The following is an 11,729-nucleotide window of genomic DNA, read 5'->3' as shown; positions in this document are numbered from 1 at the left end:
GCCCTTGCAAGCCTTTCGCGGCATCCTACAATATACTGGGCCAGGTGTGGAGGAATCTGTGGACAAGGTCACCCATCTCATCAAGCTCAGCGCCGGAACCGAAAGCCTCGAGACGCTCGAGGCGTGGCAGGCCAGCCGCGCGGCCCAGACCAAGGACGGGCTGCCGCGCCACGTCACGCGGATGTGGCCGCGCCGTGACGCCGAGGTGCTGAACGGTGGCAGCATCTACTGGGTGTTCAAGGGGCTGATCCAGTGCCGCCAACCGATCCTGCGGCTCGATCCGGTGACCGGCTCGGACGGCGTGGAGCGCTGCGCCATCGTTTTGCAACCCGGCCTGATCCGGGTGACCAGCGCGCCGCGGCGGCCGTTCCAGGGCTGGCGCTACCTCGCCCCCGAAGACGCGCCCCGCGACCTTCCCGCCAACCGCCAGAACGAGGATGCGCTGCCGCCGGAACTCGCCGGCGCGCTGGCCGAGATCGGGGTGCTCTGAGCGCCCCTGCTAGCGCCCTGCCCCGCGCCACCAGTACCAGACGAACGCCGGGATCTCGCGCAGCACCGCTTTGGCCTGCGCGCGCGGTCGCGCGCCCCCGAGGCCCGGCGCCGCCCCGCGTGCGACCAACCCCAGCCGCCGCGCCACCAAAAGCGCCCGCGGCAGATGGTACCCCTCGCTGACGATCACCACCTGCCGCGCGCCCATCCCTTCCAGCACCGGGAGGGCGTATCGCAGGTTCTCCTCGGTGGTGGACGACCGGCCCTCGCGGAAAAGCGCGCCTTCGGGCACGCCCGCCGCGCGCGCCAGCCGGCAGATCACCTCGGCCTCGGCCGGACCATGCGCGCCCACTCCACCGCAGCCCAGGATCGCGCCGACCTCGCCCGACTGCCACAGCGCCACCGCCCGCTCGGTTCGGCGCCGCAAGGTCGGAGACGGCTCTCCCCCCGGCCACACCGCCGCCCCCAGCACGATGGCCACCGGCCGCGCCGCCTCCGCCTCTGTTCCGCGTCGAGACATCCTCAGTTCCCCATTTCCCCGAGGCCGACCCAACACGCAGCCGCGGCAGACCTCCAGACCACATCGCCGCCAAAACCAACCTCACCAGACCGCACCGCGCCCCTGCCTTCTCTACGTCCATAAATACTCAAAGGCCGACCCTACCCGCCCTCCGAACCACCCGGCAAAGGCACGTCGCCCCCGCCACGGCCACAGCGCCCGCCATCGTCGGAGCGCAGCGCCCTCTCTTCTCTACGTCGATAAATGCTCAATTCCCAACCGCCCCAAGCAAAAGCACCGCCGGGCAGATGCGCCGGCGGTGCCAGAAGCCTGTTACAGGATAGACCCTCAGTTCGGGATCGAGCCGCTCACGCCTTCGACGTAGAAGTCCATGCCCGCGAGCGTGCCGTCATCGGCGACCTCGCCCTCGGCCAGCCACGCCGAGCCGTCCTGCTTGTTGATCGGGCCGGTGAACGGGTGGTAGGCACCGGAGGCGATGTCTTCCTTCATCTGGGTCACGTGGGCCAACACGTCCTCGGGGATCGGGCCGGTGAACTCGCCGATGCCGACCATGCCGTCACCGATGCCCTGCCAGACATTGTGGCTCTCCCAGGTGCCGTCGACCACGGCCTGCACCCGCTCGATGTAGTAGGGCGCCCAGTCGTCGATGATCGACGACAGCCGCGGCGTGGGCTTGTACTCGGCCATATCGGCGGCCTGGCCGAAGCCATAGGCGCCGGCCTTCTCGAGCACGGCCAGCGGCGCGGTCGAGTCGGTATGCGCCAGCACCACGTCGGCGCCCTGGTCGAGCAGCGCCTGGGTGGCGTCGGCTTCCTTCGCGGGATCGAACCAGGTGTTGAGCCAGACCACGGCGATCTCGACATCGGGGTTGGCCTGCTTGGCGTGCAGGTAGGAGGAGTTGATGCCGCGGATCACTTCCGGGATCGGGAAGGAGCCGATATAGCCGATCTTGTTGCTCTCGGTCATCGCGCCGGCGAGGTAGCCGGTGATCGCGCGGCCCTCGTAGAAGCGTGCCGAATAGGCCGAGACGTTGTCGGCGGTCTTGTAGCCGGTGGCGTGCTCGAACTTCACGTCCGGGAACTTGGCGGCGACGTTGATGGTCGGGTCCATGTAGCCGAAGGAGGTGGTGAAGATCAGGTCGGCGCCGGACAGCGCCATCTGGGTCAGCACGCGCTCGGCATCGGCGCCCTCGGGCACGCTTTCCTGCTCGATCACCTCGATGGCATCGCCGAAATGCTCTTTCATCTGCATCGCGGACTCGTGGTGGTGCTGCGACCAGCCCCCGTCATTCACCGGCCCCACATAGACGAAGCCGATCTTCGGCACATCCTGGGCAAAGGCGGCCCCGCCCATCACGAGGCCGAGCGCCGCGGAGGCGGCGAGTAGCGTTCTGCGTTTGATCATTGCTGGTCTCCCATTGGTTGGTCAGTCTTTGTTTTGGTTTCGGTCTGCGTCGCCCCAGCGGCGCGCTCCGGGCGCCGCTTCTGCCGCAGCAGTTCCGAGGTGATGATGCCGGCAGGGATGGCGACGATGCCCACCCCGATCAGCACCGTGAGCCCGGTGAAGATGCGGCCGCCCGTCGTGATCGGGTAGACATCGCCATAGCCCACCGTGCTCAACGTGGCGAGCGCCCACCACATGCATTGCGGGATCGACCCGAATTTGTCCGGCTGCGCCTCGTGCTCGAAGACATGGATGCCGACCGAGGCCACGAAGAGCACCAGCACCGCCACCGCGGTGAACAGGATCAGCTCGTCGCGGGAGGCGTGCAGCGCCTGCTCGAGCCGGCGCGAGGCGCGGCGCAGGCGAAAGAGCTTCAGCAGCCGGAACACCCGCATCAGCCGCAGCACGCGCAGGCTCTGGGTCTGCGGCTGCAGCAACACCAGCCCCGGCAGCACCGAGAGCAGGTCGACAATGCCCCAGAAGCTCAGCGCGTATCGCCAGCGCGACGGAGCCACCCAGAGCCGCAGCAGGTATTCCGCCGCGAACACCCCGAGGAGGACGAACTCGGCCCAGCCGAGCAGGCGGTGCACCAGGGGCGGCAGGTTCTGCATACTCTCCAGCGTGATCACGAGCGCCGAGAGCAGGATCACCCCGTAGAGGCCCCAGAGAAGGCGCGCCCCGAAGCGCGGGTCGCGCCCGTCGAGCGCGGCCTGCACCCGTGCCTTCGTCTCCGTATGGCTCCCTCCCCCCGGCATGGCGCATCACGAACTGGCGTGGAACGGCCGGCCGAGTGAGCCCGGCGCGCCATGCGCACCGCGCGCCGAGATGACGACCAGCACGAGGATGGTGATCAGGTAGGGCGACATCGACAGCAGCTCGACCGGCACGGTGGTGCCCGCGGCCTGAAGGTTGAGCTGGATCACGGTGACACCGCCGAACAGGTAGGCGCCCACGAGCACCCCGATCGGGCGCCAGGACGAGAACACCACGATGGCCAGCGCGATCCAGCCGGCCCCGGCGGTCATGCCCTCGGTCCATTGCGGCACCCGCACGAGGCTGACATAGGCGCCACCGAGCCCGGCGCAGGCACCGCCGAAGGCGATCGCCGCCATGCGCACCCGCACGACCTTGTACCCCAGCGCGTGGGCGCTTTCGTGGTTCTCGCCCACCGCGCGCAGGATCAGTCCGGCCCGGGTGTACTTGAGGAACGCCCAAACCGCGACGACCAGCGCAAGGCTCATGTAGACCACGAAATCATGCGAGAACAGCATCCGCCCCAGCACTGGGATGTCGCCCAGCAGGGGGATGTCGAGCTTGGGCAGGGTCGGCGCGCGCTGCCCTTCGTAGCTCGAGCCGATCAGCGCCGACAGGCCCAACCCCACAAGCGTTAGCCCAAGCCCGGTCGCGACCTGGTTCGACAGCAGGTACTGGGTCAGCAGGCCGAAGCTCAGCGACAGCACCGCCGAGGCGACGGCGGCGCCGAGAAAGCCAAGCACCGGCGAGCCGGTCGAGACGGCGATGGCGAAGCCCATCACCGCGCCGGTGATCATCATGCCCTCGACCCCGAGGTTCAGCACCCCGGATTTTTCGGTCACCAGCTCGCCGATGGCCGCCAGCAGGATCGGCGTCGCCGAGACCATGATCGAGGCGACGAGAAGAACGGGATCCATCAGGCCACCTCCCGTCCGACAAAGCGGATGCGGAAATTCGTGAACACGTCGGTGGCGAGCAGGAAGAACAGCAACATCCCCTGGAACAGCTGGATCGACGCGCCCGGCAGGCCGAGCATGAGCTGCGCCAGCTCACCGCCGATATAGGTCAGCGCCATCAGCAACCCGGCCAGCAGGATCCCGAACGGGTTCAGCCGTCCGAGAAAGGCCACGATGATCGCGGTAAAGCCGTAGCCCGAGCCGAAATCGATGCTGATCTGGCCCGCCGGCCCGGTGACCTCGAACAGCCCGGCCATGCCGGCCAGCGCCCCCGATACACCGAGGCAGAGCAGCACGATGCGCGCCGGGTTCACCCCCGAGAAGCGCGCCGCCCGCGGGGCCTCGCCGGTGAGGCGGATGTTGAAGCCCTGGATGTGGCGCGCCATCAGGACGTAGGCGCCGATCACCGCGATGAAGGCCGCGACCACGCCCCAGTGCATCCCGGTGTTGGCGATCAGCTCGTCGTTGAACACCGCCGGCCATTGCTTGAAGTTGCGCGAGCCCGGAAAGCCCTGCCCCTCCGGGTTGCGCAGCCAGCTCGAGGAGGCCGAGGCGAGGATGTTCTCGGCCACGTAGACCAGCATCAGCGAGACGAGGATCTCGTTGGTGCCGAAGCGGGTCTTGAGCAGCGCCGGGATCATCGCCCAGAGCCAGCCACCAAGCGCCCCCGCCACCACCATCAGCGGAAACAGCAGCACGCTGTCTGACGGGTAGAAGGCCAGCCCCACCGCCGCGCCGATCACCGCGCCCATGATGTACTGCCCCTCGGCCCCGATGTTCCAGATCCCCGCCCGGAAGCCCACCGAGAGACCGATGGCGATCAGGATCAGCGGCCCGGCCTTTACCAGCAGCTGCGGCCGCGAGTAGGAGGCGAATTGCGGGTGAAACAGCGGATCCCAGAAGATCGTGCGGATCGCCTCGAGCGGCGGCTTGCCGAGCGCGGCGAACATGATGCCGCCCACGATCATCGTCAGCAGCACCGCCAGCACCGGCGTCAGCGCGGTCCAGAGCGTCGAGGGCTGCGGGCGTCTTTCCAGCCGGATCATGCGCGCGCCTCCAGAAGATTTTTCACAGGAAAAATCTTCGCTTCCCCCATCGGGTCACAGAGTTTTCGAACGAAAACTCTGCTGCGGTCAGCCGTCCACATGGGCCACCTCCATGTCATGCGCACCGCCCATCATCAGGCCGATCTTTTCGATATCCAGCTCGCTCACGGGGCGGGTCGGCGACAGACGCCCCTCGTTGAGCGCCCCGAAGCGGTCGGAGATTTCCATCAACTCGTCCAGATCCTGGCTGATGCAGATGATCGCGGCTCCCTTGGCCGCGAGATCCAGCAGCGCCTGGCGGATCGCCGCCGCCGCCGCCGCGTCCACGCCCCAGGTCGGCTGGTTGACCACGAAGACATCCGGATCCTGCTGGATCTCGCGGCCGACCACGTATTTCTGCAGATTGCCGCCCGACAGCGCGCGCGCCGCCGTGCCCGGCCCGGGCGTGCGCACGTCGAAGCGCTCGATCACCTCCTCGGCGAAGCCCGTGGCCCGGCCCCAGTCGATGAACCCGTTCGACACCAGCGCCTTGCGCCGCGCCGCGGTCAGCACGCCGTTCTCCGTCAGGCTCATGTTCGGCGCCGCGGCGTGGCCCAGCCGCTCCTCCGGCCCCGACAACAGCCCTGCATCGCGGCGCGCCACCGGCCCGGCCCGGCTGATATCCTCGTCCTTGAACCAGATCGCCCCCTTGGGCGCCAGCCGCTCGCCCGAAAGCGCCATCAGCAGCTCGTCCTGCCCGTTGCCGGCGACACCGCCGATGCCCAGCACCTCGCCCGCCCGCACTTCGAACGAGATGTCCCGCAGCGGCGTTCCGAAGGCGCCCGGCGCCGGCATCGACAGCGCCTCGCACCTGAGCAGCACGGCGCCGGTCTCCCCGCGGCGCGCCTCGGGCGCGGCAAAGCTCGCGCCCACCATCATCTCGGCCATCTGACGCGCGGTGACCTCGCGCGGCGTGCAGGTCCCGACATTCTGGCCCAGCCGAAGGATCGTCGCCTCATCGCACAGCGTGCGGATCTCTTCGAGCTTGTGCGAGATATAGAGGATCGACGTGCCCTCCGCCCTCAGCTTGGCCAGCGTCTGGAACAGGATCTCCACCTCCTGCGGCGTCAGCACCGAGGTCGGCTCGTCCATGATCAGGAGGCGCGGGTGCTGCAACAGGCAGCGGATGATCTCGACCCGCTGGCGCTCGCCCGCCGACAGCGTGCCCACCGTGCGCGCGGGATCGAGCGGCAGCCCGTAGGTCTCCGACACCTCGCGGATCTGCCGCGCCAGATCGCGGCGCTTGGGAGGATTCTCCATGCCCAGCGCCACGTTCTCGGCCACGTCCAGCGCCTCGAAGAGCGAGAAATGCTGGAACACCATCGCCACGCCGGCCCGGCGCGCGTCCGATGGCCGCCCGGGCGTGTAGGCGGCGCCGTCGAGCAGCATCTCGCCGCGATCGGGGGCGACCAGCCCGAAGATCATCTTCACCAATGTCGACTTGCCGGCGCCGTTCTCGCCGAGCAGCGCGTGGATCTCGCCCTTCTGGATGTCGAACGACACGTCGTCATTGGCCACGACGCCCGGATAGGCCTTGGTCAGGCCCCGGATGCTGAGAAGTGTGTCTGCCACGCCTGTCTGTCCCCTGTTTCACGGTTCAGTAGATGCGCAGCCACCCCGATGGCAATGGCCTGAGGATGCTTGCCATAGGATTTTTGCCCAATTGGGCAGCAGATGCGCGCAATCCGGGCATCCGTGTGACCCAGAGTCTGCAATCGCTTGCGGAACCGCGCCCATTTCGTCTCGGACCCGATCAGACCGGCAAAGCCAAACCCATGCCCGAGCAGCGCGTGGCACAGCGCGAAATCGATCTCGTGGCTGTAGGTCAGGATCAGGTGCTCGGCGCTCTCGGGCGCGTGGCGCACCAGCCGCTCCGGCTGCGCCGCCGGCAGCACCGTGACCCCCTCGGGCACCTCCGCGGGAAACCGCTCCGGCGCGGTGTCGACCCAAGTAATCGCCAGCTTCGGCAGAGGCGCCAGCGTCGCCACCACCGCGCGCCCGACATGGCCCGCGCCCCAGATCCAGAGCTGCCGGTCGGCCCGCGCAACTGGCTCGACCATCCAGCCCTGCACGAGCTGCGGCTCGGGCTGCGCCCCCTGCCCCCGCGCCCGGTCGAGCAGGCGCCGCACCGCCAGAGGCATCTCCCCCGGCCCGCGCGCGATCACCTCCTGGCCGTCGAGCGCCGCGGCGCGCTCGGCATCGAAATGCTCGGTCAACAGCACCACCGCGCCGCCGCAGCATTGCCCCAGGGATGGCCCCAGGGGATGCCGTGTCAGTCCCTCGTGGCGCAGCGCCGCCTGCGCCGCGGTCAGCTCCAGCGCACCGCCGCCGATGGTGCCGAACTGCGCCAGCCTCTCGCCCTCGGCCCAGACCAGCATCGCCGTGCCCGGTCCGCGCGGCACCGAGCCCGCCACCTCGGCCACCACCACGCGCGCCACCCGCCCGTGCCGGTCCACCGCGCGCCGCAGGTCCTCCAGGTCAAAGCTCATCGCGCACCTTCCGGATCGCCATGAGCACCCGCTCGGGCGTCGCGGGCGCATCGAGCGCCGGGTAGCGCGTGCCGCAGGCCGCCACCGCGTCCGACAGCGCAAAGAACACAGAGATTCCCAGCATGAACGGCGGCTCGCCCACCGCCTTGGAGCGATAGATCGTCTCCTCGGGGTTGCGCCCCTCCCACAGCGCCACGTTGAAGATCTCGGGCCGGTCGGAACAGGCCGGGATCTTGTAGGTCGAGGGCGCATGGGTGCGCAGCCGCCCCTCGCCGTCCCAGACCAGCTCCTCGGTGGTCAGCCAGCCGGCGCCCTGCACGTAGCCGCCCTCGATCTGGCCGATGTCGAGCGCCGGGTTCAGCGAGGCGCCGCAATCGTGCAGGATGTCGGTGCGCAGGATGCGGTACTCGCCGGTCAGCGTGTCGAGCACCACCTCGGTGCAGGCCGCGCCGTAGGCGAAATAGAAGAACGGGCGCCCCTGCCCCCTGATCCGGTCCCACGCCACCTTCGGGGTCTTGTAGAACCCGGTCGACGACAGGCTCACCCGGCCCTCGTAGCAGAGCTTGGCCGCCTGCGCGAAGCTCAGCGTCTCGGTGCCGACCGTGACCTCGCCCCCGGCAAAGACGACCTCCGAGGCCTTGGCCTGGAAAAGCCCTGCCAGATGCTCGGCCATGCGGTCGCGGATGGTGTCGCAGGCGGCCTTCACCGCCATGCCGTTCAGGTCCGAGCCCGACGAGGCCGCCGTGGCCGAGGTATTGGGCACCTTGGCGGTATCGGTCGCGGTGATCCGCACCCGGTCGAGCGGCAGGCCGAACCGCGCCGCCGCCACCTGCGCCACCTTCTGGAACAGGCCCTGCCCCATCTCCGTGCCGCCATGGTTCAGCGTGACCGAGCCGTCCTGATAGACATGCACCAGCGCGCCCGCCTGATTGAGATGGGTGAGCGTGAAGGAAATGCCGAACTTCACCGGCGTCAGCGCGATGCCCCGCTTCAGCAGCGGCGTGTCCGCGTTCCACCGGGCCACCGCCGCGCGCCGCGCCGCGTAATCGCAGCTCTCGGCCAGCCGCCCGGTCAGATCGCCGAGGATGAAATCCTCCACCGGCTGGCCGTAATGCGTCACCTGCTTGTCCGACGGCACGCCGGGCACGGGCCCTTCGGGCAGGCTCGACACCGCCCCGCGCGAGGTCAGGTCCTCCTCCGAGGCCGCCTGTTTCTTCTGGCCGGAAATATCCTCGGGGGGAGGTGCCTGCTCCGCAGGCGCCCGGGGGGCAGACAGCCCCCCGTCCGCGTTCTCCGCCGCGTCGGCATCGGCATAGTAGTTGACCCGCCGGATCTCGAGCGGGTCGCGCCCCAAGGCGTGGGCGACGTGGTCGAGCACCCGCTCGATCCCGAGCATCCCCTGCGGCCCGCCAAAGCCGCGATAGGCGGTGGCGCTCTGGGTGTTGGTCTTCAGCCGGTGGCTCTCGACCCGCAGGCTGGGAATGTCATAGGCGTTGTCCGAGTGCAGCATGGCCCGGTCCGCCACCGGCAGCGACAGGTCCTGCGCCCAGCCGCAGCGGGCGTAGTGCACGAAATCCACGCCGGTCAGGCGCCCCTCGCCGTCGAAACCGGCGCTGTACTCGATGCGGAAATCGTGGCGCTTGCCGGTGATCACCATGTCGTCGTCGCGGTCATAGCGCATCTTGGCGGGCCGTCCGGTCTCCGCCGCGGCTACGGCGCAGGCGATGGCCAGCGCGTTGCCCTGGCTTTCCTTGCCGCCGAAGCCACCGCCCATGCGCCGGGTCTCGACCCGCACGCCATGCATCGGCAGGTGCAGCGCGTGCGCGACCTTGTGCTGAATCTCGCTCGGGTGCTGGGTCGAGCTGTGCACCAGCAGGTCGCCGTTTTCCTGCGGCAGCACCAGCGCGGCCTGCCCCTCGAGGTAGAAATGCTCCTGCCCGCCCATCTCGATCGTGCCCGAGACCGTGTGCGGCGCCTCGGCGATCGCCGCGTCGGCATCGCCCTTCTCCCAGATCCGGGGGCCATCCTCGAAGCGGCTGTCGGCGGCCATCGCTTCGTCGACCGTCAGCACCGCATCGCGTGGCTGGTAGGTGATCTTGGCCTTGCGCACCGCCTTGCGGGCGGCAAGGTGGCTCGTGGCCGCGACCATGAAGACCGGCTGGCCGACGTAATGCACCGAGGCGCCCGACAGCAGCGGCTCGTCATGCAGCGAGGGCGAGCAGTCGCAATCCGACGGCAGGTCCTTGGCCTCCCAGACTTTCACCACCCCCGGCGCGCGGCGCACTTCGGAGAGGTCGATCTCGCGGATCCGGCCCGAGGCGATCTCCGACAGGCCGAACGCCATGTGCAGGCAGCCCGGCGGCACCGGGATATCGTCGATATAGCGCGCCTTGCCGGTGACATGCAGCGGCGCCGCGTCATGCGGCAGCGGTTTCGTAACACTCATGCCCGCACCTCCCGCACATCGGTGGCCGCGCCCATGTCCTCGAGCAGGCAGCGGGTCAGCATGTTGCGCGCCGCGACGAGCCGGTAGGAGGCGCTCGCCCGCATGTCCGAAAGCGGCGAGAAATCCTGCTCCCACGCGTCCCACGCGGCGACCACCGTCTCGTCGTTCCACGGTTTGCCAGTCAGTGCCGCCTCGACCGCGGCGGCGCGTTTGGGAATGCCCGCCATGCCGCCGAACGCGATGCGGGCGCTGGCGACCTTGCCGTCCTCGACGGTGACGTTGAACGCCCCGCAGACTGCCGAGATGTCCTGATCGAAGCGTTTCGACAGCTTGTAGACCTTCAGCCGGTCGGGCTGGCGCGGGATCGACACCGCCTCGACGAACTCGCCCGGGTAGCGATCCTGCTTGCCGTAGTCGAGGAAGAAGTCCTCCAGCGCCATCTCGCGCCGCGTGTCGCGGAAGCGCAGGTGCAGGCGCGCGCCCAGCGCGATCAGCGCCGGCGGGTTGTCCCCGATCGGCGAGCCGTTGGCGATGTTGCCGCCGAGGGTGGCGGCGGCGCGCACCTGCGCCGAGCCGTAGCGGCGCAGCATCCCGGCATAGCTGGGGAAGTGCTCGCGCATCAGATCGAGCATCCGGTCCATGGTGACGCCCGCCCCGATCCGGATGGCCTCATCGGTGACCTCGATCTGCTGCAGGTCCTCGCATCGGTTGAGGAAGATCACCTCCGGCAGCTCGCGCAGCTGCTTGGTGACCCACAGCCCGACATCGGTGGCACCGGCGACGATGGTGGCCGAGGGGTGCTTGGCGATCAGCTCGGCCAGCTCGTCGCTGGTCGAGGGCGAATGCGCACTGAGATCGGCAGAGGAGACCTGCCCGGCCACCTCGGGAAGCGCCGGCTCTTCCATCCAGTCAGGCACCGGCGCCTCGGCCGCGGCCTCGGCGGCGCGCACGATGGGCGCGTAGCCGGTGCAGCGGCACAGGTTGCCCGCGAGCGCGTCATCGTGATGGGTGTCGCCGACCTTGTGCGCCTTGGCCATCGAGACGACGAAGCCCGGCGTGCAGAAGCCGCATTGCGAACCGTGATGCGTGACCATCGCCTCCTGCACCGGGTGCAGGCTGCCATCGGGGCCCGCAAGCCCCTCGACGGTGCGCAGCGCCTTCCCGTGCAACTGCGGCAGGAACAGGATGCAGGCGTTGAGGGCGCGCGAGCCGCGCGCGTCGGTGACCATCACCGTGCACGCGCCGCAATCGCCCTCGTTGCAACCTTCCTTGGTGCCGCCGAGGCCGCGGTCCTCGCGCAGCCAGTCGAGAGCCGTGCGCGTCGGGGACACGCCGCGCAGCTCCACTCTTTCCCCGTTCAGAAGAAAGCAGATATCCATATGAAGAACCCGCCGCGATACCCCGTCCCTGTCGTGCACACCCTCGATGCGGCGTAGAAAGCGTGCGGACCTTTATTGATCCGCTACAGGCTAGGTGCCGGGTTTCCCGCTTGGCAAGAGGAAAATGCCCGTTTGCGAGGCAGATGGGCCGCGAGCGCCGCCGAACATG

Annotated in this window: 10 protein-coding genes; 1 reads left to right on the top strand and 9 read right to left on the bottom strand. The window is 69.1% G+C overall.

The window, feature by feature from the left end; all coding sequences use genetic code 11:
* The first annotated feature begins 58 nt into the window (after positions 1-58).
* Positions 59-490, top strand: coding sequence for a DUF1489 family protein (locus LCM15_RS19110; protein ID WP_224859231.1), 432 nt, complete (start codon positions 59-61; stop codon positions 488-490).
* A 9-nt stretch (positions 491-499) separates the two neighbouring features.
* On the opposite strand, the gene LCM15_RS19105 is transcribed toward LCM15_RS19110, so the two are convergent.
* The 9 genes from LCM15_RS19105 to xdhA form a co-directional block, all read right to left on the bottom strand.
* Positions 500-1,009, bottom strand: coding sequence for a YdcF family protein (locus tag LCM15_RS19105; protein WP_224859229.1), 510 nt, complete (start codon positions 1,007-1,009; stop codon positions 500-502).
* A 327-nt stretch (positions 1,010-1,336) separates the two neighbouring features.
* Positions 1,337-2,413, bottom strand: a complete 1,077-nt coding sequence (locus LCM15_RS19100; RefSeq protein WP_224859227.1) for a BMP family ABC transporter substrate-binding protein — start codon at positions 2,411-2,413, stop codon at positions 1,337-1,339.
* Positions 2,410-3,207 carry an ion transporter gene (locus LCM15_RS19095; RefSeq protein WP_224859225.1) on the bottom strand — a complete coding sequence of 266 codons (798 nt, stop codon included), beginning with the start codon at positions 3,205-3,207 and terminating at the stop codon, positions 2,410-2,412. The genes LCM15_RS19100 and LCM15_RS19095 overlap by 4 nt, the downstream gene beginning before the upstream one ends.
* A gap of 6 nt (positions 3,208-3,213) precedes the next feature.
* Positions 3,214-4,122: an ABC transporter permease gene (locus LCM15_RS19090; protein WP_224859223.1), complete on the bottom strand. Its 909-nt coding sequence runs from the start codon at positions 4,120-4,122 to the stop codon at positions 3,214-3,216.
* Complete coding sequence (locus LCM15_RS19085; RefSeq protein ID WP_224859222.1) at positions 4,122-5,207, bottom strand: ABC transporter permease; 1,086 nt, start codon at positions 5,205-5,207, stop codon at positions 4,122-4,124. Before LCM15_RS19085 ends, LCM15_RS19090 begins: the two co-directional genes overlap by 1 nt.
* 87 nt (positions 5,208-5,294) lie before the next feature.
* Positions 5,295-6,818: an ABC transporter ATP-binding protein gene (locus LCM15_RS19080; RefSeq protein WP_224859221.1), complete on the bottom strand. Its 1,524-nt coding sequence runs from the start codon at positions 6,816-6,818 to the stop codon at positions 5,295-5,297.
* Complete coding sequence (xdhC, locus tag LCM15_RS19075) at positions 6,785-7,735, bottom strand: xanthine dehydrogenase accessory protein XdhC (protein ID WP_224859219.1); 951 nt, start codon at positions 7,733-7,735, stop codon at positions 6,785-6,787. The genes LCM15_RS19080 and xdhC overlap by 34 nt, the downstream gene beginning before the upstream one ends.
* The gene (locus tag LCM15_RS19070) at positions 7,725-10,181 is read right to left on the bottom strand and encodes a xanthine dehydrogenase molybdopterin binding subunit (RefSeq protein WP_224859217.1); all 2,457 of its coding nucleotides are present in this window, start codon (positions 10,179-10,181) and stop codon (positions 7,725-7,727) included. Before LCM15_RS19070 ends, xdhC begins: the two co-directional genes overlap by 11 nt.
* A complete protein-coding gene (gene xdhA, locus LCM15_RS19065) occupies positions 10,178-11,560 on the bottom strand; it encodes a xanthine dehydrogenase small subunit (RefSeq protein WP_224859215.1) in 1,383 nt (460 codons plus the stop codon). The genes LCM15_RS19070 and xdhA overlap by 4 nt, the downstream gene beginning before the upstream one ends.
* Positions 11,561-11,729: the final 169 nt, after the last annotated feature.

It is taken from the genome of Salipiger bermudensis (assembly GCF_020171625.1).
In the GTDB taxonomy this organism is placed as follows: domain Bacteria; phylum Pseudomonadota; class Alphaproteobacteria; order Rhodobacterales; family Rhodobacteraceae; genus Salipiger; species Salipiger bermudensis_B.
This window is presented reverse-complemented; position numbering and strand designations above follow the sequence as displayed.